This is a genomic window from Yersinia similis (genome assembly GCF_001053095.1).
In the GTDB taxonomy this organism is placed as follows: Bacteria; Pseudomonadota; Gammaproteobacteria; order Enterobacterales; family Enterobacteriaceae; genus Yersinia; species Yersinia similis.
Window position 1 is genome coordinate 37,121 of record NZ_CGBP01000026.1, and the last position, 23,633, is coordinate 60,753.

Consider the following 23,633-nt stretch of genomic DNA (forward strand, 5'->3'; position numbering starts at 1 on the left):
ACAGTAAATAGCCAGAGGGCTAGAGAGATTCGAAGGGATAAAGGCGATTACTGACCCATTTGGGCCGCCATGCTATTGAGTTGTTGAATGACCTGGACCAACAAAAACATGTAACCACTGACCACCAAGAACAACACGATAGAAAGGCGTGTCGCCCGGCGTTTGATGAGTTTGATCGTGGTGAGCATCCAATGTTTGGCATAGTTCTCGATGATGCCGGCAGCGTTGTCACCGTCGGTGAGCAACACCAGTTTGTTCACACAGTCTTTGGACGGGAAGTGATAGCCCGTATTACGCAATGCTAGGCCGAGGTGTTGTCCCTGACGAACCAGGCGTCGCGCTGCGTTAAGTCGTTCCAGTAACCATGGCGAAGCGTTACGGGAGAGGATATCCAGTGCATCCAACGTTTTGACATCAGCCCGTAACAGGGCGGCGATATTGAGCAGGAAGGCGACACCCTGAAAATCTTTATATATCGACCAGGGAATGAAGTAATCAAGCCAGCGACGGGTTTTTCCGGTCATATTATTGAATGACCAGGTTATCCAGGCTGTGAGTAATGCCACCGACAACGACAGCAAGACACCTTGATTAACAACGAAATCCGAGGTTGCGCCCAGCCACCATATCCCGCCCTCCCAGGTTGTTCGAGGAATGATTTTAGCCAACTGAGGAATGAAATGTTCACTGACCATATTCATGATGCCAATGACAGTGGCGATCAGTGCTAGGGGATATCCCAGGGTACTGTAGATGGATGACTTCATTTCATCGATACCCTGTACGACAGTCATGGCACGACGTAATGCATCAGCAATATGGCCATCCAATACGCCAGCACTGATAATGGCGGCTTCCTGGCGAGGGATCCAATCGCCCAACGCTACATCCAAGGACTGACCATTGCTGAGGGCTTTCAAACAGTCATTTAGCCAGATGGCAGAAGGAGAACTGCGTTTACCAAAGTCAGTTGCACTGTCTCGCATGTTTGTGATTGCAACTTCCAGCGTGCGATTGTTATCAAGCAGAAAAGCCAGGTCTTCATACAGTGACAAACGGTCACGAGTTGAGAATGTGTGGCGGTAAAGCCAGCGTCTTGCCGGTTGTAGATATTTAATCTGTAAATCGGGCCGGATAATGGGGGTGAAAAAGTTGCTCAGCCTCTTCATTTATCCTCCTTATCGAGCAGAAGCCATTGGTCTTCGTCTAACGGGCTCACGCGATCTGCTGCCAGTGGGTCAACCAGACCGGCATTGATATGGTGTAACAGGTGTGTATTGCGGGTTATTCCGTTGAGTTCGCGGTGCCAGTAAGTTCGAGCTGCGAGTTTGCCGTGGTCACGGTACGTTTGCATAAACTTCGCATCAGGACTTATGACCTCGGTAATGACGGTGCGGCCAACAATACCCATATGACAATGTTGGCACCCGTCTTTATGGCGAAAGTACAGGTTCTCTAACTGGCATATATTTGAAAGCAGCTCTTTATCATCTTGCGATAACCGTTCTTTCTCTACCGACCAGGGCTTTTTGCAACGAGGACAAAGTAATTGCACCAACCGTTGACTGATAAGTCCGATCATCAATTGTGGGTCCGTCAGTAACGCCGGATTAATACCCAGCGTGGCCAGTCGCTCCAGTATATTGATGGGGTCGTTAGCATGCAGAGTGGTTAACAGAAGGTGTCCGGTCATTGCGGCCGTAATACTGGTTTTTGCTGAGTTTTCGTCACGCATTTCCCCGACAACCAGGGCATCAGGATCGAGCCGCAATGCAGCAGAAATAGCCCGAACCCATGCTTGAGAGACGGCCGCAGGGTTATTTTTATCGGCGATGATAGCCGTTTGTACTGCCCCCTCTATTTCGCCTTCCGGTGGATCTTCAATGGTCATCAGGCGTCGTAACTGATGGGTGCTTTCCAGATACAAGTCACTGAATGTTCGCAGAGTGGTACTTTTGCCGGATCCCGTTGGCCCTGACAGGATGATAATACCTTCCGGTCGTTGCAACATTCGGCGCAAAAGGCGTTGATGTTCAGGTAGAAATCCCAATGCCTCCAGCGTGGGGGGCGTAGCACTGTCGTCGGGTAAGATACGCATGACCACGTACAATCCATATACGGCCGGAATGTGCGCATAACGTGCACCAAAAAGGCCCAACCCCCGCAAAAACTCCGCTTTCACCCGGCCATCCTGGTTTCGGTTGGCATTAAACTGGGCTTCCGCGACATCGCACATCGATAACACGATGGTAGAGGCTAATAATTCGCCTTCTTTGGTTGAAATAGCATCCACTTTGACCAAATCACCGTGAATACGCATCACGATGCGTGTTGTTCCGCCTTTTCCTATCTCCAGATGAATATCAGAGGCCTTAAGTTCAACCGCCTTTTTGAAATACGCGATCACTTTTTTCTGGGTATCACTGAACAAGGTTTTGTCAGTCTGTTGTTGCGGTTGTTGTTCCTTATAAGCCTTTATCTGGTCGAGGGGCAGGAATTGAATATCGTTGACCTTTTTTGTTTGCCGCACACGGTTGGTATAGGACTGAACCCGGACATCACTGCGGTGATGTTCAGCAATCATCAATGTGACGCTGCCATCGTCTTCGGTGTGTTCGTGAACCCAGCTTGCAAGGTCATTCAGTAGCAGTTCGGACATAAAAGCCTCACTCAGTAAATGCCAGGGTGTGAGTTTCTCCGGTTGAAGTCGTTATCTGGACTTCCTGCGCCGTAATCGTCTTTACGGTGTTGTTCGTGCCGGGAATGCGTTGCCCTGCGCTAAGTTCAACCGCAGCACCATCGGATAATGCCAGGCGTGTTCGTAAATGCTTACCACTGCCCGCAATTTCCACTATGCGCGGTAATGCCGTTTGTGTGGGGAGTGTTGATAACGTTGTTCCCGGGATCCCTCCCGTGGCTGTAACCGGCGCAACCAGACTTTGGGATAAGGGAGCAGGCAGGGAGGCATCATAGCCATTGTTTTGCTGCAGAGAGAGCAGTGCCTTTGCCCGGGCGGCTTGTGCTTCAAACAGCAAGGTATCCGCCTGAATACGCTCAAGACGAGCCAGATTTAACGTATTTCCCGAGTTCTCATGAAGGCGAGTTGGGGTTGGCGGAGTATCTGAGGAGGGAGTCTCAGACTCAGTGGGCGAACTTTTCTGTATTTCAGTGGTGTGGGTGACATCGGGTAATGCCGTGGTCAGCGCAGCATAGCTGCCTGGGGTTGGCCCGAACAGAATGCACAGCAACAACGGGCGGCTGTATTTATTGAGCATACAATTTTCCTTCCAGAGAATAGTGCAGTCTGGCGTTATTCAGAGTGACCGTTATCCGCGTCAGTCGGATGCCAGAGGCATCAAACAACGCCGGAGCAAAGAGTTTGTCGGGCGGTATATCAGTGGCAAATGTGAAACTGAAACTGCGCCAGGGAAGCGGGATTAATTCATTATTGACCTTGACTGTTGAGGCACTGTCTTCAGTCAGATTCAGCATTGCCCGCAGTTGTTGCGCATAATTGGTCAGTCGTTGGGTTTGGCTATCCGCATCACCGACGATTTCCGGCGTGGCCGGGAGGGACATTGCTAGGGGAAGGGTAACGCCCCCGGTATCGGCTCCACCTGGGATATTGAACAAGGGTTTGTTACCCGGATACCTGATGGCAAGCCGACGAGAAAAGTCACCGACTGTTCCCCCAATAGGCTTACTCCATGCCAGCCTCATGGATCCTGATGTGCAATCTGCTGTGCGAAAACGCCAACCCGCAATACTGATGGGGGCGGATTTCCATTGCGCACTGCAGGTACTGAGAAACGTGGCCAGACCAGGCTGTTCTTTCCAGGGCTGTAACGCCGCTGGCGTTGCTGTCTTAATCTGTTCTTTCGTCTTTAAAAATGCGGCTCTTACGTCAGCAATGCGTTTTGCTTCCTGTAGGGACTGATATTCTGTTATCGCGTAGTAGCCCCCAAATACACCGATCAAGATGGCCGACCAGACAATCAGTGCCTTGCGGTTAGAGAGAGGATGCAGCCGGGCGCGGCGTGGTACGGTGATCGAGGGCAGCGCATTGTCTAACAACACATTATCGGCCGTTACATCGGGCAGAAAGTCAGGAGGGCAGATAATGGTCCGCTCATCCTGCGGCATCAGATCAAAGCTCAGGAACGTTTTCACCGCATCGCGTATTGATTGTTTGTTGCCGATAACATCAGAGAGAACAGACAACTGCCCGTTAAGGGCTGCGACAAACCAGAACTGGCCATCATCGAGTTCGAACACGCCCCAACCGTGGTTGCCGAGCATTGGCAACAAGGTTAACGCCAAAGAAGCCGATTTTCGGGTCTCCCGGGGTATCACTCCGGCATCGTGTAGATTGCCAATTCCCGCCAATAATTGATTTTTGTTGGTGGGAACTGTGGCAAAACTGTCAGCATCATGACGTCGTGCGAAGGCGCGAGCCGCATAGCGGTATCGACTTTCGACTAATTCCCACTGCAATCCTGCGATGAATACCCAGCCGCCACTGCGAATAACATACAGCGGGTTATCGTTATCATTTTCTGTCATGGATCACCTCAGAAGGGTTGGTGTGATCAGAATAACCAGCATGGTGTCGTCCTTTTGACCATTCGCCCCACCACCGAGCCCAAAGAAGGAGGCTGACCCCACGCCTTGCTTGCTTCCGGTGTTATTGACTTGCTGAAATCCACTGAGCACCAATGTTTGGCCAGAACTTAAGATCACGCGCTGATTGAATGTTTTCAGTCGGGTTTTCATCAACTCAATACTGCTTTCACCGCTGGTGAATGTGCGTGATGTTGGGTCATCACTCATGTTGATACTGAACTGCAACTGGATTTGGGATGACTTCGGCATGATGTACGGCAACATGGTCATGTTGAAGCCGGTTGTGATAGTTGATTTTGTTATCGACGTAGAGGTACCCACATTGGCCGTGGAATCAGTATTGACTTGACTGGCATAATCTTGTTGTGTACCCACCTGAACCGGTACGGCTGACATATTGGTCGTGGTACTGGCCTGTTGTGTGACTAACGATACATTTGCCTGTTCAGCCAATGCATTGACAAAGGCTTTTGAGTTGGCAAATTTGCCATCAAGTATCGATAACCCTCCCGTCATGGCACTGGTGGATGCATCTGTAAATGCACTGGTTAACGAGCCGCCGATACTGCCAGACGTAAATACCGCATTCCAATCAATCCCCAGTTGGTCCTGACGCCGTTTTTCAACAGAATAGACTTTAACGTTGAGGACCACCTGACGGTTGAGTTCAGTATTGCGGTCATTAATGTAGGTGTTGACCGCATCAAGAACGCGAGGCGTATCAGTTACTGTGAGCATTCCAGCAGCAAGGAACAACCGGCCAACGCCCGGGGTGAGCATTGCCTTGATCGTGTTTTCCAGGTCACTGTAAAGGCCCGAACTCATTTCCATCGTTGTTGTCTGTGACGTATTCACATCACCAGAGAGACCGCCACCACTGCTGCTGCCGGAGGTGCCTGATGAGGTTGTGGTCCCACTAATGACTTTGGAGCTAAACGCTGTTTTCGAATCCATAAACATGATGGGGAAGGTGCGTGTATCGACATAGAAAATGGAAATACGGCCCTGTTCATAACGCCAGGATAATCCCAGTCGCGTTGTCACATTATCTAATAGGCCAGCAAGGGATCCCTCCCAGTGAACACCCCGCAGCGTATTGCCAGAGCCGCCGGTCTCACGAACCACGGGGGCCGCGCGCCCCATTGCATTCAAGGGGACCATGCCATTGCTGTCAGGTGCGGGGATGCTCCCTTGAATTTTTTCTGTTTTGCCCTGACCTGGAGCCATCGCGGCTTGTGCATCCGGTGTAACCACCACCGGTATTTTACACGTCCGGGTAATAAAGGCGCTTACCTCAGCCAGTGAGACTTCACCTGGACGATTAAATGTGGGTGTACAACCTGGGAGTTGAGACTGTGTTTGTGTTCGGCTGTTGAGCGGGACAGGATTGATCCATTGAGTGGTGAGGTCCTGGACTGGAGAACCGGACGCTATCTGGCTGAGATGGCCAGTGGCAGTACCGTAGTCAGTATCCGTCTGTTTCATTGTCTGGTTTATTCTGTCCATACTGGAACAGCCAGACAGCAGAAGGCTTAACGCAATGGCCGAGGCCAGCGCTGTTGGGGTTTTAGGCATAAGGAGTCCGAGAGGTCAGTTAATATAAACGAGATAAGTATCTGAAATAACTTCAGGAACAGAGACTTGCATATCGGTACCGAGATTATCGATAAGGCGGCGATTTTGTACCCGGCCCAGTAATGCAGAGTCTCGGGTCATCGTTTTCAGTGCGCTCATTAAGCCACTGTTGTTGGGTTGGTAAACAAAGACACGACGATCTTGAATGATATGAGACAGGGATGGGAGGGAACTGAAACCCAGTAAATTGTCGTTTATCACGCCATTGTCTTGTGGGTGGTCATACAGATAGTCATTGATGGCATTGATGTAAAGCACTGTTTGTCGGGCTCTCTGTTTGTTCTCACTTTCAGACATTTCCAGAGTCTGATACGTTCTCCGGTGCGCCATATCAGCCGTCATCAGAAAGATAACCAGAAACATCGACAAGAGCCAATAGCCAAGCCCCATTAGCGCACCTCCTTATCGTCCACCTTAATCAAACATTGTGTCGTGCTGATACCGGCATAAAGGGGAACGGTTGCCGTGGTATATAAGCGGAATACGCCATTCAATGCTTCTCGGAACGAACCAGAAAAGGACAGCGGGGCATCTATCCGGTAGTTGACATCAGTCATCCATACCACACTCCAGGTATCGTTCTCACCTTGGATGCATTTCGCATTGGCTGCCCAAAGGAACAAGGTATCTTTGAGAGTTGACCCTTTCTCAGCACGCCAGTCGTTCGGCGCAGCGGCTGGCTTCACCTCCGTTTTAATCACCGGAATTTTTGCCGGCACGGGAGGGGGGGATAGGGATGAAGGCGCAGTTTTACCCGGTTGAATGACTGTGGATCCTGCCGTTCTTGATGCACTGAACGGATTCCGTGGTCCGGGCGATATTACTGGCGGCGATTTTATCGATGCTGATGCATTACCCGTTTTCGCGGGGGATACGGTGGCCACAGGGGCCGAATTAAATGACGCTGTCCAGCGTGCAATAGAGACTCTTTGTGTTGGCCAGTTAATTAACGCCACTAATTGATGTTGAATTAAGAGCCTGTCCAGTGCAAACGGCCATTGGTCATTGGCCTCAAGATTAACCCGCTGCTGAGATACTGTCTTCAAATCCGCAGAGAATTCAACTGTCCATCCTTGTGGAACTATCTGGCGAAGAACCACATCAAGGGATTGATTTTGCGCGGTCTGATTAATCAGTGTAAATAACCCCGGCGTACCGAGAGATTTGGCGTTTTTCAACCCTCGTATTGAGGATGGATTAATCTGGCCACTATTGGATGCTACGACCGATGACTTAAGGCTAGAGGATAATTCAGGGATTGGTGCTCGTTGTGTAATGGCACTGGCTTGCTTCAATGAATCTTGAGCCAGTATGATTATTTGAGTGTTTGTTTGTATCTGTGCATCCACAAATTGTAGGGCGTCGCTGCTGGCCGGCTGACGATGCGGCAGGCTGCAGCCACCCAATATAATGGGGAGCAGCATTGATGTGTGAATGATTTTCATAAGATTCATCAGGTAGAGGAAAAAATCGGGACGTGAGGTATTTAGAAACGGTATTTCCAGAGAGATAAAGGGTTAACGCAAGTGTTCCTTTTCAAACGTCACGATATTGTCCTCTGCTTCGATGATCAAGTAACGTAACGCTGAAAGGTCGTTAAGCGTTATTTTCTCAGGATTTTTTGCTCGAAGCCGACACGCACGTTTAAACTGAATAACACGGGCTGCGCGTTGAATATAGAGTTCACGTAAATCCTTTTCAGTAATGGTAATAGACATATCGTCATTCTCCGTATGTTACGGTTTACTGTGTTTACGAAAAGCTAGCGGCCCCCGACCCGCAGGGAATCTATTCAGAATAATTCGCTCAACAAGATTCTCATGCTGTATGTCACTAATCCGGTCAATAACAGCATTAATAATTTCAGCTTTGCTCAGTGGAACACCTGTTTTAATGCTGAGGTCGATAGTTAGTTTATCAATTATTAATCTGCGACTGCCGGCGATACTAATAGTTGTGCGCGATAAATCAGTGATGTCTGACATAGGGGGCCTTTTATAGAGAAAACCGACATTGCTGTCGGCGAAGAGAGGGGGAATGAAAGATTATTGATATAAATGAAATAGATAGTTAAGAGAAATAATATCTACACTAAGCAGATTGACGTAATGGTGTGTTAAGAGCTTCCATTAATGCGAGAAACATTACTGTGCGCTCATGTTTATTGTTGACCCTGGTGATGGCCACTATTTTTTCTTTAAACCTACCTGCTATTATATCCCTCTCTGTCGGGCAGAGAGGGAGTAGCATTAAGGATTCTATTACTGTCTTTGGTATTGGTCTTATATCACAACCAAATTTGACGAAATGACTGACACTCGATAATGCTGTCAATTTGGTTGTATGTGTGATGTCCGGATCAAACTGAATAAAAATATAACCAGAAAAAAGAGGTTCAATAATCAATCTGCCGCTGGGTCTGTCGGGTCGTGGTCGGGATAAGCGGATCAACGGACAGAAGCTATCAATATGCAAACGTGACAGCTCCAGTTGAGCTTTATACAGTGTTTCCTTTCCCGGTTGATGACAAGCCAGATACCAGTTAAGCATGATTTTTGTCTTCCTTGTCAAATAGATATAAGTCAGAAAAATCATCAGAATGATGGGCGCACTTCCAAAAAATGATCCCGCTTCCGGAATCAATACAAAGGTGAAAAAAGATCTCCGTCAGGACTGCGACCTGTTATCAACGCTGCACTGGTTTTATACCCGAGTATTGCAAACCACAGTCATGACGAAGATCTAATATTATTACTTTATTTCTTCTCTTGGCGGAGAAAAGAAATAATTATTTAAATAACAGTGATGAAAGAGATCATCGCATGGTTTTTGGTGAAAAAATAGGTACCTGAAGGAGACATTTTGTTAAAAAATATCGTTTTTTAGTTTTAAAGAATTTAAGTTAAATTCAACTAACATCCTCCACTTGACTAATACCCTACATTTTCGTTTAAAAAACAACCAATGTGATTATTGTTTTTTATTCATGGCTTCGTAATATTTTTTTGGGAAATCATCAGGTGCCATCATCGCTGTTTGTATTCTTGAATGATAAATTATCCTAGCTGTATCCAGTTTATCAATACATAGATCTTGTTTGATTCTCTGTAGTGTTTTTTTAATTGCTACTACTGAGCAACCTAATATGTCCGCAATACTTTCATTATCTGAACCAAAAGCATAGAACATCAACACTTGAAATTGTGACTCGGTCAGCTCAGGAAACATAAGGCGAAGTTTCCAGAATACGTCTAAATTCAACATGATATACCCCTTGTTATATGAAAGAATGTAGGGGGGTATTGTTGATGACGATATATCTTGCGAAGGATGAATGTCTGGAATGTGTATGTATCGAATTGAGAGGTTTTTAAGCAGATATTGACGAGCATAGTTAATACTCCACATAGTAGGTTTTTAGCCCCACGGGAGTTGTCACACCCTTTGGTGGTGGCTCAGACGAGGGTGACAAACCGGCCTAAGTGGGTACCGGCCAGCCCTAAGGCTGCCCCGCCTGAGTCACCATTGATGACTATCAGGTCTACGCACAAAAAAACACGCTGTCGCGTGCTATGTACGCCACTTAGAGTATCGAGTTGTCACACCCGACTACAGATTTTGCTGTAGTGAGTCTAGGCTATCCGTAGCAACGAAAGATGTCAACGCTGGCATGCCTGTTTGGATATTTTTAAAAAGTGGGTATTTTGAGAATAGCAGAAGGGACTTAGGCGCGATCCTTCGGAGTCATCGTTCTCCTCTATGATTTATAAGAATATTTTTTGTCTGAGGTGTGATGGTGATCGTTAGACAGGGATCCATTGGTTGCAAGCAGAGAAAAAACAGGTAATATTTGCAGAGATTTGTGCTGAAGTCATTGGCTTGTAAGAGGCTGAGCGCAGAGGAATAAGAGGCTATGTGGCTTTAGGCGGCATGGTAGCGTTGGATGGGCATATCCTTAAATGCTCAAGGGAAAAGGTACCAGAACAGTGGGCCTTGAATGCAAAAACCCCCCGAAATCTGTATCAACTTGGCGGAAGGTTCAGATATCAGGGGGTCACAAAGCAGGCGCTGGCCTGTAGAGATTATAACTCATGCAATTCAGAACACAATACCTGTCCGCCATAAGTGCTGGCGGGTGTGACTAAGAAACATTCAGAAAACCTATCAATTGATCCTTCCTGGGAAAATATCAATCTCGATGCGCTAGAGCGTGCCGCGACTGATGACACCTATTGGCAGTGGATTGATGAACCTAAAACTGAAACACCTTCAAAAACGACTAAGCGCCGAAGAGGCGAACATTCGACTGCGTGTAAATGCCCTAACCCATTCTTTAGCCGCCCAGAGCATTACAAACCGTTGGCGGGTGAACTGGGCCATGCCTATCGCCGGTTAACAAAAAAAGATAAACATACCGGAAAAGTATCTCTTCGGATTCGAATATCACGACACCCCTATTTTGTTTGGGCGCGTAAAGCTGTTGGTCGCCAACGTGATTTCCGAGTCGTCCGGGAGCAACTGCTTGATGCACTGTTTGTATTACTCGTGAGCTGTGCGGATAGAGCAACACATATCGTCACGATGAACGAAAGCCGTTTGGCTGCGGAACTCAGCCCTAAAGATGAGAATGGTAACGTCATACCTACAACGGCTGTGACAGTGACCCGGATTTGTCGGTTACTACAAGAGCTCAATAAATTTGGTCTTATCGCATTACCAGAAGGTGTCCAGTGGGATGCCTACAATAAGAAATTTTTTCCAAAGCATATCATTTTGACCGAGCAGGCCTGGAAGTTGATAGGGGTAAACCTTGATAAACTCTATGCGGAGCAGGAAGAACGCTTACAGGCCGAGCTTGAAGGCATCCTGCAACCAGGAGAAGATATTTCTGTGAAAACAGCGCGTAAGCGCTGGTATGACCGTATGCGACATGCAACGCTGGTTCGTCGCAGAGGTGAAGCTATCAGACAAAAACGCGCCAACAGACTTGGAAAGTTAGAGCTTAATGATCGCGTGTATGAAATGAGTCATTTCCTACAACGCACATTGTCTTACGATGAACTGTACCATATGACGCCCGAACGCTTTGAGAAGCTAGTGTGGCAACGTTTGCATCAATTAGACATCGGTCTGGCTCACGAACCGCCAGACCCCTACCACTAACCGTTAGGCCCCACAGATAAGTCCCTTACCGCCGCTGGCGGTTTCCGTGTTTTCTCCTGTGCCATAAATGTATAAAGAATAACCCGTCGGTAGTTGGTCTATTTCTCATTTTCCTCTCAAATATCACAAAGTGGCCATACTCTGTTAGTTACCCACATTTATCCGCAAACGAACAGATTGAGTTATCTGGAAACGAAACCTTATTAAGGCGCAAAACATTCCTAACCTTACGGTTAGAAGTTTTTTTTCATAAAAAAGATACTTATTCAGTCCAGCTTTACAGTGGATTAAAAAATAAATGACTTCTCTTGCAACTGACTAACGTCAGCGCCGCTCAGAAAAGGGATATGAGTAGCTCCTGGCTAAAGCCAGGCAATCTAGTAACGTGACCTTACCCTCGTAAGCGTCCGCATTCGCGTCCACTAACGCCACGGAAATCACGCTCAGCGCGTCGCAAACGCCACACTGACCGTTCACCGTGTCAGGAGGGTAAGTGAAACTTTTGTATCGCCAATAAATCTGTATGGCTTAGCAGAGCTGAAGGTTATCAGGATCTCTTATGATCCGTACCGGCGTTGCCGGGCTTCAGCGGTTGAGTATTGGAAATATATGGGATAATAGTGAGCCGCTTTCTATGCACTGCGTACATCTAAGGGACCTGATACTCAGTAGACCTGTTTTTATTCGGTGTGTCAGCTACAGACTTATGTAATCATTAGCAGAAAATCGGTATCTGAAGTTGTAAAACAGGAACAATATCCGAGATATAGCCAGATATAACGGGACATCAATGTAGATTACACCACTATAGGATAGTAATCGAATTGATAGTGCATTCACAAAAAGGAGATTACTGTGAGTTTTAATATTTTTTTAAATTTAGTCGGAGAGCAACAAGGGGTAATATCTGCTGGTTGCAACAGTATCGATTCTATTGGTAATAAGTATCAGAAAAATCATTTGGACGAAATCCAAGTACTTTCATTAAACCATAGTATGTCACGTGAACAACATTGCAATCACCATCCCATAGAATTCATAAAACCTGTAGATAAATCGTCACCATTAATCGGGGTTGCAATATCCAATAATGAAAGGCTTACCGCTATTTTTGAAGTTTACTGGCTTAATCAATCCGGTGTAATGGAAGTTTTTTATGAGGTTAAGCTAACGAATGCAACCATTGCGAATGTGAGTTCAACTTACCCACATGTAATTAATAGTTCTGCGATAATGCCATATGAGCAAATTTCCTTGAAATATGAATCTATTACATGGGAACATAGAGTAGCTGGTACATCTGGTTATAGCATTTGGAATGATCGAGTTTATTAGAATATATATTACATATTCAATTGCTTGCACTCACGCAAGCAATTGAATAACGATAAAAATCATCTTACTTTGTCTATCAAGACATCGCTAATATAGAATGAAAACAAAATCCCGACAACAGCAATGAAGAGGACAAACTTTTCAGGGAAGAGTGTAGCCACTAGGATAGATAAACCAGAGAAAATAAACGCCAATATATAGCTTAAGATATCCAATGCAACCGAGCCGAGAGATTTAAACATAAGACTCACCTCTTATAGAATATGTTTGCTAAAGCATACATTAATGCATCAGCGTTTGTATGGTCATTTGAGAGGCTTACTTTTATTAAGGGGTCTATCTTTTTTTCAATGATGAAGTAAAGCATTTCGACTTGTTGTGAATACAACATATTATAAATGATTTTATTCTCACGCCTTAACTGCCTGGCTGCCACGGCAGCTTTATCAAAGTAACTATATATTTGAAACATAGTTAACATTCTCGCCACTAATTTTCTTGACATTAAAATAACATCTGGCGAGCCTGACACCTCTAAAGCTATCAATCTTGAAATAACTTCAATTAGAGCAATCTTTGCTGCTGCCTTTACAGCTTGCTTTGCAATTGTATCGGTAATTTTTTTTTCAAGCTCAGAGCGCCTTTCTGTAAAATCTTTTTTAGTTCGCTCAGGCATTGTTGCAAACAAGAAGGTCACTATAGTCAAGGTCATTTCATAAATTACAGTAGGTTTTACTATTATAGACTTAAGGGAGTAAATCATCCGCAGATCTTCTGCGCGAATCATATCACTATATGCTGACATGAGAGACGCATATTGTGGATTGGTATACCCAAGTGTGATAGATGGTGACATCAACGCTAAAGATCTCATCGCGCCAGTTTCAATATCTCTCACACTTTCTCGTAAAGTTCCGCTGGTTTTTTGTAAGAAAGCATCAAAGTACTTAGCTAATACGTCATTTGATGATTGGGTGTCTTCCATTTACTTACATTCCTTTTGGATGATTAATTTAAATCCAGATCAGCTTGGTCAGATGGTTGAAGTTTATCAGAACCCACGATTACCCTTTCAGGTTTTTCAACAAAAGGAAAGCACATCAGTTGGGGTTCCGAGGTGAGTAGACCCGCCGGTTACCCGGTCGGGGCTCCTCCTCAGAACCGGACGTGCGGAACTACCGCATCCGGCTCCCGACAGATCAGTGTCCCCACACATATTCAGCCAGACTGGAACATTGAACGGGTTTTCCATAACGATGGATAGCCCAGCATTTTCAGAATCAGACCCAGCTTTTCCCATGTCATGGGACAGTGCCCACCCTTGCGGTTGAACCATCTGTAGATGATCCGCTTGCTCTGGTAGATGGCTTAGTTTGGCCTGACTGTGCTTATCCGCGACCCTTCAGGCTAATTATCGATGCCACAAAATTTTGGCGGCTTCCGGCTTACAATCCCGAGTTTCCGGCCAGCAGGGTAGCCAACTGGCCGTTCTGCTCTTTCAGTGCCTTGATCTCCCCGGCCAGCGCCGCTTTGGTTTCCCGCGCCTCTGTCGCATCCCTGAGTGCTTTATCCAGTGCATCCTGCCGGGTTTTCAGTTCCATGCCATGTTTGGCGGTGATAGCCGTAATGGTGGTTTCCGCTTTTTCGGCGGCACCGGTAGCCGACTGTTCCGCGAGATTTAACCGCTCTTTCAACCCTTGCACTTCTCGCTGGTGTTGTTCTTCGGTCAGTGAAGCAGCTTTGTCGACAACATCGAGACGTTTTTGCAGTTCTGCCTCGATCCGGGCATGTTGTGTTTTCAGTTCGTTAGTTTCGGCGGCGTGCTGAGTTTTGGCCTCGTGTAGCGCGGCCGCATGGTGCGCGATACTATCGGTCAGTTTCTTTTCGGCGTTAGCCAGCCGTTTTTGCAGGTCTGCCAACTGCTGGCTATGTTGTTCGGCGGCGAGCATCGCCGCTTTTTCCGTCTCCGAGCGCTGTTGTTCGGCGGCGGTTAGCCGTTCGCGCAACTGCGCCAGCTCTATGGCCTGCGCCTGCACTTTCTCCCTACCCTCGTCCCGTTCAGCCAGCGTGGTGGTGTACTCTCCGCGCAGTTCATCGAGCCGTTCTTCCAAATCATCCACGGTCTGCGCAGCGTCGGCCAGCTCTCGCTCGGCTTGCGCCGTCTGTTCACCCGCAGCGCGGGTGATCTCGGACACCCGGCGTTCTGCTGCCCGAACCGCTTTATCGTTCAGTTCGGTGGCGAGCTGGCTGATACGTTCTGCCAGTGCCGACGACACGGCTTTCACTTCCTCGGCAACCTCGACGGGCAACTCAGCGACCGGCTCGGCGGTGACTTCGGTCTGCGAAGATAGGTACTCATCCCATATCTGCTTCAAGCGTCCCGGATTGCCGCCGCCCACCTTGTTACGTAGCGCAAACCCGGTGATGTTACGCCCTTCAGCCTGTAGTACCTGCCCTGCCTCGATGATCTGTTGTGGTTCATAGGTTGCTGGTCGCATATATATCCCTGCCGTGATGATGAAGTGTGCATTTATTATATACCCCGAAAAGAAAATAACAAACTAACAAATAAACAAACTAATAAGGTGACGTTGTCACGTATTCATGGCTCGAAATGGACGATATTCAATAAAAGACCAATTCTGCCGACTGCACGGTGCTGCATTACGGTAAAATACCCGACAGGCACAACCGATACAGGGATATACATCGATGGGTACTGCAAAACCGCTGTCTATTGCCGGCCGCCCTTTCGCTACACTGGGCAAGGCGACCAAATATTTTCAGGATCAACGGCAGGACGTGAAGGGGATGGGAGTGCTGACTGAGGGTGAGTTGTTTAATGAATTAACCGAACTCTTTACGCGTTACTGTGAGTTGTATCCGACTTGGGCGCTGAACGGCAGGAACATCACGGCGTTCAGCGTGGATTATGAACTGCGTGAAAATAGAAGCTATGCCCAGTATCTGTGTTACCGGGTACATTTCTCCAACAAGGAGATCCGACCATTCTCTATACCCAAGGCATTAACCGCGATAGCTAACGGTACGGGGGAATAATCTTAGTACGTGAACAAAGCAGCCTAGTTCTGTTGTGTCGATATTACTTCGATAGAGCGACGGCGGTAAGGGAGGTTTTGGTGCTGTATAAGTATCCCTATACCGAACTAGTATAATCCGGTACTGTATAAGCCTATAGTAATAACTCTAATCAGACCGGTATCACTAAAGGACCTAAACAGTACCATGCCCATGTTTATTCGTGCCTACCTGCGTGCCTCCACCAGTGAACAGGATGCGCAACGCGCTCGCGATATGCTTGATCGTTTTGCTCATGAGCATAATGTTGTCATCTGCAACTATTATGCTGAGAATGAATCAGGTGCTCGTCTGGAACGCCCTGAGCTTTTCCGTCTGCTCAACGACAGTCGGCCTGATGATGTGCTTTTGATCGAGGATGTTGATCGCCTTTCCCGTCTCAAAGGGGACGAGTGGGAAAAACTGAAAGCGATTATTCGTCAACGTGGTGTCTGGGTTGTGGCTGTCAATGTCCCTACCACCTGGCAGCATCTTTCTCCCAAGTCTAATGAATTTGATAACCGGATGTTTGCGGCCATCAATGACATGCTACTCGATATGCTGGCAGCGATTGCTCGTCGTGATTATGAACAACGTCGGGAACGCCAGCAACAGGGGATCATCAAAGCTAAAGCGGCAGGGAAATACCGGGGTCGCCAGATTAACAAGGCGCGTTACGACGCCATCAATCGATTGTTGTTGAGTGGCAGTTCCTGGAGCCTGGTTCAAAAAACCATTGGTTGTAGTCGGAGTACCATCAGTAGTGCCATCAAGTATGCGGTAAGCCAGAACGAGGCAAGAACTTTACCGCACATAGTGGACTCTCCTGCCCAACTTTCCATGACGCTGTTTGTGTCGATAGAGAATGGCAGTAAATTTACCCGTGGGAAGAAAAAAACCCGGGAGTTGATAGACTGGTTTATCGAAGCTGAATTTGACGGTCAAACTTTAGGTGGCAATGAATACCGGTTGCCGATGATTGCCGAAAATGATGAGCAACTGAAAGAGCAGATAGAATATTTATTCAGTGAAATTAAAATGATAGCGGATATTCGTAACTGTATGGTAATTGATTGCCTACTGACCAACGATCAGACTGGCCAAGGATGGGATGATTGTGCCGGTTGTTGGAAGTAAATGGAACGTATACATAATCTTTCGGATAATCAGTGAGATGTTGATTTATACCAACTCCATTCCCGACAATTACAACGTATAATTCCATAGTTGATAGGTCATCATTTAGTGTGAGCCATTGGAGCTATAGTAATGGCTAGACGTAAGGATTCGGGCGTAGCTGTGCAAGTGCGCCCGCTAGACCGTTCTACATCAACCTTGTCAGAATTTTACCGGTATGGCTCTCTGAGAGAGCCTCTGTTTAAGAGAACGCCTTCTGACTTTAAGTATGGTTTCCATGTACAGCATCCAAGGAAATCTCCGTAAAAACGAAGAGTTTATCAATAATCAGGGTGGTGCACTTTTACACCATAATTCCCCGATCCCTTGGTCTACTTTTGCACAATATTTAACACTTTATCGAAACTGCAAGTGCCCAGCACTACCATGAAACGAAGGCAATTCGTAAACAGCAAACTGCAGAGACCTCGTTGGTTAAAAATGAAGTGAAACAACCTCGATTTGCCGAAACCATCTAATCCTCAACACGAAAAAGGTCTACCTAAAAGAGGGATAATTTAACGAATTCTATTCCCCGCAGTCTCCTAACTCAGGTGTTGGGATGAGTTCAACTTGTGTATATGTGGGGGTCGAAGTCTTAACATTAATGCTCAGGGCATACTGACCCAATACCTCAGTAAATTCATTCAGGTTACCGGATACCCGAAACGGTACTGCCTGCAGTTGTTTCCCGCCCACGGAGAAACCCGCGTTTAATTTCTCTTTTTCAACATAAAACCCAGACGTTCCTGGAGGAAGATCATCAATTTCTTCTGATTTCCATTCCCTGCTGTTCATCACGGCGTTATCCCACCCTTTTTCTTTCAGGCATTCCGTGGCATATGTCAGTCGAAACAAATCAGATTGCTTATCCAAAGCGCCGGTGCAGGAGCGCCACAAGTATTCCAGGTGTTGTTTCAGCTTACTCGTCAAACCTTGCTGACGACCTTTATCCAGTAACCATTTGATATCCAGTGCGACGCGTTTCGAAAACCGCTTTTGTTTCTGTGCCAGGGACAGCCAGCGAACCAAAAAAAGGTTCTCTGCAGTTGGTGCGCTGACTTTTCCTTCTTTATAAGCCAGATGAAGCGCAACGAGGGCACAGAATGCCAGGTGGGAAAGTTCAGTCGTGGTATCTTCTGTATTATTATTCATTAGGTTACGTAAGTCGCAATTGATAGCCTATTCTAACCATAGAATTGGCAAGTTGGGCCATTCCACCGGATTATTTCGGGGCGGTATCCGTCAATACCAGAATATCACTCCCCAGTATCTCCAGTGAGTTATTGAGTGTAATGAGTACATCGTGTTGAGAACGAGCAGAAGCGATGACCAGCGCACCGATATCACTCAGTACCGTGCTATAACGAGATTGTAGTTCGCTGGCCAGAGCCGCGACTCTGTCATCGATAGCAATACAACTGAAGCTATTGATAAATCGTTGTGTTTCTTGACGGATTAGAGGGGGCAGTTTCTGCGCTTCCCGGAAAATAATATACCGGCTGGCTGCACTGATGCTGGCGTTAGACGCTCCTTCAATAGAAACCTTTGCCCTCCCCTCTCCCTGAAGATAGGCAAACAGTACGCATGTATCAATAACGGCCATTATTCACCCACCTTAAGTTGCAAGTTTGGGTAGGATTTCCAGGCACCAAATGCGGCACGACGGTTTAAACGCCCGTTATCCAGTAAGAAATTTTCGACGGCCATTTTTATCAGGTGGTTACGTGATAGATTACGGATACCTTTCAGGTCATCGAGCTGCTGGATATATACTTCATCCAGCTCAATAAGGGTACGGCGTTTGTAGAGTTTCATCATATTTTCACTAAATAAGTATATACAAATATGATATCACTATATTTGTAATAATCATTTGGGATTGGTCTGGGAAGTCCAGACGAACCATGTAATACAGTCTGTTTTTGATGGTTAATTAATATTGTTTTAATATTAAAATGATAGTGTATGAATGTTGTTTAACAATGATTATAACTCGCTTTTGTTTCCTTTAATCTGTATCCCGTGATCAACGGCATTATGGCAAGCCATATTGATGTAACCGGCTCGTGACTGCCCTATCTCGGCTGCTTTCTCATCAATTTTTTCTAATAGTTCTGGGGATATCGTCAGGGTTATTTGCTGCTTTTTCCCTTTTTTCACACCTTTAGGTTTTGTTGCCTGGGCATCTGGTGCTCCACTGATGAATGCATCTGCTGCAATGTTATCAATGTCAGTTTTCTTTTTAGGGGGTTTTGTAATAGCCATATGATATTAACCTGATTGTTTTTTAATATTAAATTAATCGTTAAATAAGATTGAAATGATTTTATCTAATTCATCGATAGCTACTTTTTCAGCTTTCCTAAGTTTTAGCTCTTTTACACAGCGACCAGACCCTGCAGCATTGGCGTAGGCTTTACGTTGGTAGATATAATTTTCTATGAGTTGTACTTCGCTAAATTCACGAATCGCGTCTACTACTTCAATATTGTCTTTTGTCCGAGGGTTCGTATCCGCTTTATTTAGGATGGAGTACGTTACCAAGTTATCTCTCACACTACGTGCTTCTTTGATGAGCTCAGATACATGTTCCATTGCCCATACTTCAAAGCTACCAGGAATGAATGGAACCAAAAGGACATCCGTTAAGGTTAACGCAGCCCGCAAAGCTGTCGAATCACGGCCTCCACATTCAATAATGATGTCATCGAATTTATCTCTTTGCTGAAGTACCTGTGACCGGAGTACGGGACCATCTGGGTAGAACGAACAAGCGATCCCTGGCTCAATGCCTGCCTCTGACCGTATATAAATAGCTGTTTGGGATGAGCCTTGCTTATCACCATCGACAAGCCATACATCCCTACCTTGCAGAGCTCTGGTTATTGCAATGTTCACTGCCAGAGTGGACTTTCCAACCCCACCTTTTGTATTACCAACCGTAAGTATCATAGTTAGTCCTTTTAATATTAAAGTAATATTAAGATGATAGTGATTAACTATCTATTGTCAATCATTACTGTGCACGTACCTTATCTTTTATCTCACGGGTTGATCATTAATTTATTAATATCGTTTTAATATTAAATTAGTATCATTTTAGATTGATTTTAATTGTGTAATGATATTGGTATGATTGCAATTGAGTTTGAGTGACTTGGCATAGGTCATGGGAAAGTGCCTAAGAGCGTTGAGCCGTCAATTTGACTGTGATGTTATGCACTATTTCAGTGAATCAGTGTGTGGGTTCTGTGGGTATGGCGAATATAGCAAGGGGGATTTGGTTGATGGAGCGAATGATAATATCGAGTTTGAAGAGTTTATGGGGGATGATGGATATGAGTATTCCCGCGAAATTGGACGGAATATATTATAGATAACCTCCCCATTTTGGTGGCTAAAACTGATGAGCGTCCCTATGGGGCGCTCTTTCCTCGGGTTAGGCCGTGTCCTACCCGGTTAACTGCGAAAACGGACGCCATCGAGAGCGTCCGCTTTCGTTCCCTTTGCTATGAGCAAAGGCACGGTAGCTTGGCCACTGCAGGCAGTGGCGGTTATTAAATCTATTTCTTCTGCAATATGGTCGTTGTGATGGCTAACGCCGTGCCTTCACTTTAGACGGGCCGCTACGGCTGCAAGGGTTCGCTTCGCCGCTATCCTCACCCGTTCGCACTCATCCACTCAGTGTTCTTCCCGTTGCCCGCTCGTTCAATATTCACTCGCTGGCCGTCCAGTCCACTTCCCTCCTTCGCTTGCGCTGCGGCTTCCGGTAGCGCCCCTGCATCCTCCACTTTGCGCCCGTCTGTCGTGTCGGCACGGCGTAAGCCGGTGTTGTTATCCCACAACCTGCGGAGGAATTTACATGAGCACGACTTCACCTGCTGTCTATGTCGGCACGTACCATAAATACAACTGTGGCAGCATTGCTGGCCAGTGGTTGGATCTGACTGATTTTGACAGTGAAGAGGATTTTTACGCCGCTTGCAGCAAGATCCACTGCGACGAATCTGATCCAGAGTTGATGTTTCAGGATTGGGAAGGAATACCCTCAAAGCACGCTTCTGAATCCCATGTTGACTGGACATTTATTGAAGCGTTCAGACAAGCTTGGGAAGAAGGGCGGAGCGAGGCATTTGTGGCTTGGGCTGAATACTCAGGAAAGTGTGACTTCGATAGTTTTCAGGATGCATATATCGGGGAGGCGGGAAGTGAGGAAGACTACGCCCGCGAATACGTGGAGGAGTCTGGTCTACTCAGTGAAGTTCCAGACTGTCTTCGGAATTATATCGACTTTGAAGCATACGCGCGGGATCTGTTTACCAGCGACCTGACTTTTTATAGTGGTTTTGTTTTCACATCCTGACACTGTAAAGCGGCAGGAAGAACCTTGCCGCTAAGGACATTTCATGCAACTCAAACCAGAAAGCCGTGACATCCTCAGACAGTATAAAAACCTGATCAATGAGCGTAGAAAGGCCAATGAACTGGCCCCCGTAACTACCGCGCAGATTGTCGATTCAATGTGTGAATATTTAACGTGGCAGGCATCAGTTTACATTTGTAACCAATTTATCATTCAGGGTGGTAGTGGAAAACTCCCGGAATAAAGAACCAGGCAGGGGGTGGCCTGCCAAATGCCGCGAAAAACCCTGGCAGGCTTCGCCTGCCGTAATGCGCCTAACGGCGCTACGCGTACTGATTCTTAGCATACTTTTGATAGCTTATAGCGACTCAGTGAACCGCAGAATATCAATGGAAACAAATAGCTTAAATTTTATATATGACTGTTATTTATTGAATTTATAATGATTGATTTCATTATTCGCCTGGTGAAAGTAGACCCAAAAACCTTGCTTGCCACCTCCGGCTGCTGACCGGCTGACGCCGTTCAGCAGTCGAGCCACACTCCGCCAAGCAGTGGCTACGCCCCTGCAGTCTCCGCCGAACCCCTACAGGTTTCGGGCCATTCGGCTAGTGTCTGATGGATAACGTCAAATTCCACCCCTGCAGCTGGCTATTGCCAGCGCCATCACCGCCCCGCAGGGGCTTTAAGGGACCGGCCAAGCCGGTTTCTGGTTATCACCTCCATCTCTCATTGTCACCGAAGTCAGTTGCCGCGAAAGACTTTAGCCCAGCGCGCCTCGCACACAAGCCTTTTTTCCGGACGAGCCATAAAAAAGGCTTGTGTACTCATCTTATCGCCGGGCGACGTCTTTTTATCACGGCAACAGCCTCCCATGACACATCAAGGGAAAAGGTTGAACGCCAGAAAGAAGCCAATTGACCGCGAGGATAAATGATGGAAATAAACCCAATTGTTGAGCTTAGTCCAGATCAAATCAGTGATTTGTTTGATTACGTTTTCAGCTATGGCAAATCGACAGGGACACTTGCCGTTCCCGCCGAGGCAACAGGGGCCGACGAATATGTGATGTATGTCGGAATAGACTGTTACAGCGTGTATTGCAAAGACGGTAGGCCTGTGGCGGCTAGCGATAACCTTTCTTTGATCCACCGAGTGTTGTCGGAGGTTCATTCCCATGGATGACGCGATTGTTTTGAGTGCGATTTATCTGACGATGGGCGCACGGGACCAACGTGAGGACTTTAATCATGCGACCCAATGTTTACAGATCAGCGAAATGGAGCTGTTGAGTGCCTTTATTCCTCATGCCGAGGCCGTTGAAACGGTTGCTGAGTATTTAACATCAGCCGGTTATGAATTTCAGGGAGTTTGGCTTTATGAAGTCGTAGAGCCCTTCGGCGCAGAGCTAATCAAATTCCATGATATTCCCTATGACGGGTTGGCGGCAGATGTTTTGGCCGGACTGCTTTGTGTCTGGCTGGGTATTGATCAGGATGAAAAAAGCGCCTTCATCGATACCGTCAAATATCACTATCTAAAGACGTGTTGATAGTGCAGGGCAGGGGATGTGCTCGTAGAAAATATCAGGGTTAATGTGAAATCAAAAGTAAGGAAATTAGCATGTTGAAGTTTACCGCAAAGAGTCTTAAACCGGTATTGGCAGAGATTAACCGACATCATAGTGGCTTATTGTTGGTGAAGAATGAAGGGGTGTATGTGATGGTAAACAAAGACGAACAGAAAGGGGGCCATACTGTTGCTTATGCCGTTGGGCTCGGTCCTGCTGACTTGCCAGACCGAGGGGCATTACATCGTGCATCCGCTGCCGCTTGTGGCGGGGATGATTTTGTTGAATTTCTGAGTTTGCCCCCTTTCATCATGTCTACTTTGATGGAGGGCTATCACGATCTGATGATTAAGATGAATAAACGCAGCATGAGTGTGGATTTATGGCCGAGTGAGGACGTAGCATGAATGCGTTCCGTGTCCTTTGCGCGCGCGGGGCGCTGATAGCGGTCTTTCGCCCGCGCCGCTTTCACTGGCCCGTTGGGCCGCTTTCACTGGCCCGTTGGGCCGCTGAGGACCGGCAAGCCGGATTTTTATGGTGCCATCCTTTAGCCGGTGCTTCGCTGAGGGTTCTCTTTCTCCGTGAAAGACACTGGCACGGGGCGCAACCCTGAAAAGGGTTCGCTTCGCCGTCGTTTCCCCCGTTCGCACTCGCTCGTTCCTCACTCCCTTGCGCATGCGGCCTCAC

Annotated in this window: 27 protein-coding genes and 2 pseudogenes; 9 read left to right on the forward strand and 20 right to left on the reverse strand. The window is 46.8% G+C overall.

Going from position 1 to position 23,633, the window contains the following annotated elements; translation table 11 throughout:
• Positions 1–47: 47 nt before the first annotated feature.
• From AC971_RS16660 to AC971_RS16710, 10 genes are all read right to left on the reverse strand, one after another.
• Complete coding sequence (locus tag AC971_RS16660; RefSeq protein WP_025384552.1) at positions 48–1,169, reverse strand: type II secretion system F family protein; 1,122 nt, start codon at positions 1,167–1,169, stop codon at positions 48–50.
• The gene (locus tag AC971_RS16665; protein WP_025384553.1) at positions 1,166–2,659 is read right to left on the reverse strand and encodes a GspE/PulE family protein; all 1,494 of its coding nucleotides are present in this window, start codon (positions 2,657–2,659) and stop codon (positions 1,166–1,168) included. Before AC971_RS16665 ends, AC971_RS16660 begins: the two co-directional genes overlap by 4 nt.
• Positions 2,660–2,666: 7 nt before the next feature.
• Complete coding sequence (gene pilP / locus AC971_RS16670) at positions 2,667–3,275, reverse strand: type IV pilus biogenesis protein PilP (protein WP_025384554.1); 609 nt, start codon at positions 3,273–3,275, stop codon at positions 2,667–2,669.
• Positions 3,265–4,563 carry a type 4b pilus protein PilO2 gene (pilO2, locus tag AC971_RS16675; RefSeq protein WP_025384555.1) on the reverse strand — a complete coding sequence of 433 codons (1,299 nt, stop codon included), beginning with the start codon at positions 4,561–4,563 and terminating at the stop codon, positions 3,265–3,267. Before pilO2 ends, pilP begins: the two co-directional genes overlap by 11 nt.
• A 3-nt stretch (positions 4,564–4,566) precedes the next feature.
• A complete protein-coding gene (gene pilN / locus AC971_RS16680; protein ID WP_048677754.1) occupies positions 4,567–6,198 on the reverse strand; it encodes a PilN family type IVB pilus formation outer membrane protein in 1,632 nt (543 codons plus the stop codon).
• A gap of 15 nt (positions 6,199–6,213) precedes the next feature.
• The gene (gene pilM, locus AC971_RS16685) at positions 6,214–6,648 is read right to left on the reverse strand and encodes a type IV pilus biogenesis protein PilM (RefSeq protein ID WP_048677755.1); all 435 of its coding nucleotides are present in this window, start codon (positions 6,646–6,648) and stop codon (positions 6,214–6,216) included.
• The gene (locus AC971_RS22200; RefSeq protein WP_025384491.1) at positions 6,648–7,703 is read right to left on the reverse strand and encodes a toxin co-regulated pilus biosynthesis Q family protein; all 1,056 of its coding nucleotides are present in this window, start codon (positions 7,701–7,703) and stop codon (positions 6,648–6,650) included. Before AC971_RS22200 ends, pilM begins: the two co-directional genes overlap by 1 nt.
• Positions 7,704–7,775: 72 nt before the next feature.
• Positions 7,776–7,976, reverse strand: a complete 201-nt coding sequence (locus AC971_RS16695; RefSeq protein WP_025384492.1) for a hypothetical protein — start codon at positions 7,974–7,976, stop codon at positions 7,776–7,778.
• Positions 7,977–8,349: 373 nt separating this feature from the next.
• Positions 8,350–8,808 (reverse strand): transcription termination/antitermination NusG family protein, encoded by a 459-nt coding sequence (locus tag AC971_RS16705; protein ID WP_025384494.1) that lies wholly within the window; start codon positions 8,806–8,808, stop codon positions 8,350–8,352.
• A gap of 420 nt (positions 8,809–9,228) precedes the next feature.
• Complete coding sequence (locus tag AC971_RS16710) at positions 9,229–9,522, reverse strand: sigma factor-like helix-turn-helix DNA-binding protein (RefSeq protein ID WP_025384495.1); 294 nt, start codon at positions 9,520–9,522, stop codon at positions 9,229–9,231.
• A gap of 873 nt (positions 9,523–10,395) precedes the next feature.
• Here AC971_RS16710 and repA point away from each other — a divergent pair.
• Positions 10,396–11,421, forward strand: a complete 1,026-nt coding sequence (gene repA / locus AC971_RS16715; protein ID WP_025384496.1) for a plasmid replication initiator RepA — start codon at positions 10,396–10,398, stop codon at positions 11,419–11,421.
• Positions 11,422–12,276: 855 nt separating this feature from the next.
• Complete coding sequence (locus AC971_RS16720) at positions 12,277–12,756, forward strand: Hcp family type VI secretion system effector (protein WP_025384497.1); 480 nt, start codon at positions 12,277–12,279, stop codon at positions 12,754–12,756.
• 247 nt (positions 12,757–13,003) lie between these two features.
• Here the strand turns inward: AC971_RS16720 and AC971_RS16730 are convergent, their stop codons facing one another.
• The 3 genes and pseudogenes from AC971_RS16730 to AC971_RS16735 all read right to left on the reverse strand — a co-directional run bounded on the left by AC971_RS16730 (position 13,004) and on the right by AC971_RS16735 (position 15,254).
• Positions 13,004–13,741 (reverse strand): hypothetical protein, encoded by a 738-nt coding sequence (locus AC971_RS16730; protein ID WP_025384499.1) that lies wholly within the window; start codon positions 13,739–13,741, stop codon positions 13,004–13,006.
• Positions 13,742–13,974: 233 nt separating this feature from the next.
• Positions 13,975–14,121 (reverse strand): annotated as a pseudogene (locus tag AC971_RS24400) (group II intron reverse transcriptase/maturase); the annotation flags it as partial.
• Positions 14,122–14,201: 80 nt separating this feature from the next.
• Positions 14,202–15,254, reverse strand: coding sequence for a DNA-binding protein (locus AC971_RS16735; protein WP_025384500.1), 1,053 nt, complete (start codon positions 15,252–15,254; stop codon positions 14,202–14,204).
• Positions 15,255–15,468: 214 nt separating this feature from the next.
• Here AC971_RS16735 and AC971_RS16740 point away from each other — a divergent pair, with 214 nt between their 5' ends.
• The gene (locus AC971_RS16740; protein ID WP_025384501.1) at positions 15,469–15,816 is read left to right on the forward strand and encodes a hypothetical protein; all 348 of its coding nucleotides are present in this window, start codon (positions 15,469–15,471) and stop codon (positions 15,814–15,816) included.
• 186 nt (positions 15,817–16,002) lie between these two features.
• Positions 16,003–16,608: pseudogene (locus tag AC971_RS25650) on the forward strand (recombinase family protein); the annotation flags it as partial.
• Between the two features lie 930 nt (positions 16,609–17,538).
• Here AC971_RS25650 and AC971_RS16750 read toward each other — a convergent pair.
• From AC971_RS16750 to AC971_RS16770, 5 genes are all read right to left on the reverse strand, one after another.
• Entirely contained in the window at positions 17,539–18,165 is a 627-nt protein-coding gene (locus AC971_RS16750; protein WP_025384503.1) for a DUF2913 family protein, read from the reverse strand.
• 70 nt (positions 18,166–18,235) lie between these two features.
• Positions 18,236–18,616, reverse strand: a complete 381-nt coding sequence (locus AC971_RS16755) for a PIN domain-containing protein (RefSeq protein WP_025384504.1) — start codon at positions 18,614–18,616, stop codon at positions 18,236–18,238.
• Positions 18,616–18,828, reverse strand: a complete 213-nt coding sequence (locus tag AC971_RS16760; RefSeq protein ID WP_040118652.1) for a hypothetical protein — start codon at positions 18,826–18,828, stop codon at positions 18,616–18,618. The genes AC971_RS16755 and AC971_RS16760 overlap by 1 nt, the downstream gene beginning before the upstream one ends.
• A 171-nt stretch (positions 18,829–18,999) precedes the next feature.
• Positions 19,000–19,278 carry a CopG family transcriptional regulator gene (locus tag AC971_RS16765; RefSeq protein WP_025384506.1) on the reverse strand — a complete coding sequence of 93 codons (279 nt, stop codon included), beginning with the start codon at positions 19,276–19,278 and terminating at the stop codon, positions 19,000–19,002.
• A 33-nt stretch (positions 19,279–19,311) separates the two neighbouring features.
• A complete protein-coding gene (locus AC971_RS16770) occupies positions 19,312–19,965 on the reverse strand; it encodes an AAA family ATPase (RefSeq protein WP_025384507.1) in 654 nt (217 codons plus the stop codon).
• 217 nt (positions 19,966–20,182) lie between these two features.
• Here AC971_RS16770 and AC971_RS25800 point away from each other — a divergent pair, with 217 nt between their 5' ends.
• On the forward strand, positions 20,183–20,389 hold the full coding sequence (locus AC971_RS25800; protein ID WP_025384508.1) for a DUF1281 family ferredoxin-like fold protein: 207 nt from the start codon (positions 20,183–20,185) through the stop codon (positions 20,387–20,389).
• A gap of 283 nt (positions 20,390–20,672) precedes the next feature.
• Here AC971_RS25800 and AC971_RS24780 read toward each other — a convergent pair whose 3' ends face one another.
• Positions 20,673–20,891, reverse strand: a complete 219-nt coding sequence (locus AC971_RS24780; protein WP_197090733.1) for a hypothetical protein — start codon at positions 20,889–20,891, stop codon at positions 20,673–20,675.
• Between AC971_RS24780 and AC971_RS16785 the strand changes: the two genes are divergently transcribed.
• The 4 genes from AC971_RS16785 to AC971_RS16805 all read left to right on the forward strand — a co-directional run bounded on the left by AC971_RS16785 (position 20,876) and on the right by AC971_RS16805 (position 23,353).
• Positions 20,876–21,376 (forward strand): antirestriction protein ArdA, encoded by a 501-nt coding sequence (locus AC971_RS16785; protein ID WP_040118653.1) that lies wholly within the window; start codon positions 20,876–20,878, stop codon positions 21,374–21,376. The two genes, AC971_RS24780 and AC971_RS16785, sit on opposite strands and share 16 nt — an antisense overlap.
• Before the next feature lie 43 nt (positions 21,377–21,419).
• Positions 21,420–21,620, forward strand: coding sequence for a hypothetical protein (locus AC971_RS16790; protein WP_025384511.1), 201 nt, complete (start codon positions 21,420–21,422; stop codon positions 21,618–21,620).
• 933 nt (positions 21,621–22,553) lie between these two features.
• Positions 22,554–22,928 carry a hypothetical protein gene (locus AC971_RS16800; protein ID WP_025384513.1) on the forward strand — a complete coding sequence of 125 codons (375 nt, stop codon included), beginning with the start codon at positions 22,554–22,556 and terminating at the stop codon, positions 22,926–22,928.
• Positions 22,929–22,999: 71 nt separating this feature from the next.
• Complete coding sequence (locus tag AC971_RS16805; protein ID WP_025384514.1) at positions 23,000–23,353, forward strand: DUF3085 domain-containing protein; 354 nt, start codon at positions 23,000–23,002, stop codon at positions 23,351–23,353.
• Positions 23,354–23,414: 61 nt separating this feature from the next.
• On the opposite strand, the gene AC971_RS25250 is transcribed toward AC971_RS16805, so the two are convergent.
• The coding region (locus AC971_RS25250; RefSeq protein WP_231573024.1) for a hypothetical protein at positions 23,415–23,633 on the reverse strand (219 nt) is incomplete at its 5' end.

What these genes read in the sequence shown, in the direction of transcription:
- AC971_RS16660 (WP_025384552.1), bottom strand. Translation starts at nt 1,169, where the DNA reads ATGAAGAGGCTGAGCAACTTTTTCACCCCCATTATCCGGCCCGATTTA.
- AC971_RS16665 (WP_025384553.1), bottom strand. Translation starts at nt 2,659, where the DNA reads ATGTCCGAACTGCTACTGAATGACCTTGCAAGCTGGGTTCACGAACAC.
- pilP (WP_025384554.1), bottom strand. Translation starts at nt 3,275, where the DNA reads ATGCTCAATAAATACAGCCGCCCGTTGTTGCTGTGCATTCTGTTCGGG.
- pilO2 (WP_025384555.1), bottom strand. Translation starts at nt 4,563, where the DNA reads ATGACAGAAAATGATAACGATAACCCGCTGTATGTTATTCGCAGTGGC.
- pilN (WP_048677754.1), bottom strand. Translation starts at nt 6,198, where the DNA reads ATGCCTAAAACCCCAACAGCGCTGGCCTCGGCCATTGCGTTAAGCCTT.
- pilM (WP_048677755.1), bottom strand. Translation starts at nt 6,648, where the DNA reads ATGGGGCTTGGCTATTGGCTCTTGTCGATGTTTCTGGTTATCTTTCTG.
- AC971_RS22200 (WP_025384491.1), bottom strand. Translation starts at nt 7,703, where the DNA reads ATGAAAATCATTCACACATCAATGCTGCTCCCCATTATATTGGGTGGC.
- AC971_RS16695 (WP_025384492.1), bottom strand. Translation starts at nt 7,976, where the DNA reads ATGTCTATTACCATTACTGAAAAGGATTTACGTGAACTCTATATTCAA.
- AC971_RS16705 (WP_025384494.1), bottom strand. Translation starts at nt 8,808, where the DNA reads ATGCTTAACTGGTATCTGGCTTGTCATCAACCGGGAAAGGAAACACTG.
- AC971_RS16710 (WP_025384495.1), bottom strand. Translation starts at nt 9,522, where the DNA reads ATGTTGAATTTAGACGTATTCTGGAAACTTCGCCTTATGTTTCCTGAG.
- AC971_RS16730 (WP_025384499.1), bottom strand. Translation starts at nt 13,741, where the DNA reads ATGGAAGACACCCAATCATCAAATGACGTATTAGCTAAGTACTTTGAT.
- AC971_RS16735 (WP_025384500.1), bottom strand. Translation starts at nt 15,254, where the DNA reads ATGCGACCAGCAACCTATGAACCACAACAGATCATCGAGGCAGGGCAG.
- AC971_RS16740 (WP_025384501.1), top strand. Translation starts at nt 15,469, where the DNA reads ATGGGTACTGCAAAACCGCTGTCTATTGCCGGCCGCCCTTTCGCTACA.
- AC971_RS16750 (WP_025384503.1), bottom strand. Translation starts at nt 18,165, where the DNA reads ATGAATAATAATACAGAAGATACCACGACTGAACTTTCCCACCTGGCA.
- AC971_RS16755 (WP_025384504.1), bottom strand. Translation starts at nt 18,616, where the DNA reads ATGGCCGTTATTGATACATGCGTACTGTTTGCCTATCTTCAGGGAGAG.
- AC971_RS16760 (WP_040118652.1), bottom strand. Translation starts at nt 18,828, where the DNA reads ATGAAACTCTACAAACGCCGTACCCTTATTGAGCTGGATGAAGTATAT.
- AC971_RS16765 (WP_025384506.1), bottom strand. Translation starts at nt 19,278, where the DNA reads ATGGCTATTACAAAACCCCCTAAAAAGAAAACTGACATTGATAACATT.
- AC971_RS16770 (WP_025384507.1), bottom strand. Translation starts at nt 19,965, where the DNA reads ATGATACTTACGGTTGGTAATACAAAAGGTGGGGTTGGAAAGTCCACT.
- AC971_RS25800 (WP_025384508.1), top strand. Translation starts at nt 20,183, where the DNA reads ATGGGAAAGTGCCTAAGAGCGTTGAGCCGTCAATTTGACTGTGATGTT.
- AC971_RS16785 (WP_040118653.1), top strand. Translation starts at nt 20,876, where the DNA reads ATGAGCACGACTTCACCTGCTGTCTATGTCGGCACGTACCATAAATAC.
- AC971_RS16790 (WP_025384511.1), top strand. Translation starts at nt 21,420, where the DNA reads ATGCAACTCAAACCAGAAAGCCGTGACATCCTCAGACAGTATAAAAAC.
- AC971_RS16800 (WP_025384513.1), top strand. Translation starts at nt 22,554, where the DNA reads ATGGATGACGCGATTGTTTTGAGTGCGATTTATCTGACGATGGGCGCA.
- AC971_RS16805 (WP_025384514.1), top strand. Translation starts at nt 23,000, where the DNA reads ATGTTGAAGTTTACCGCAAAGAGTCTTAAACCGGTATTGGCAGAGATT.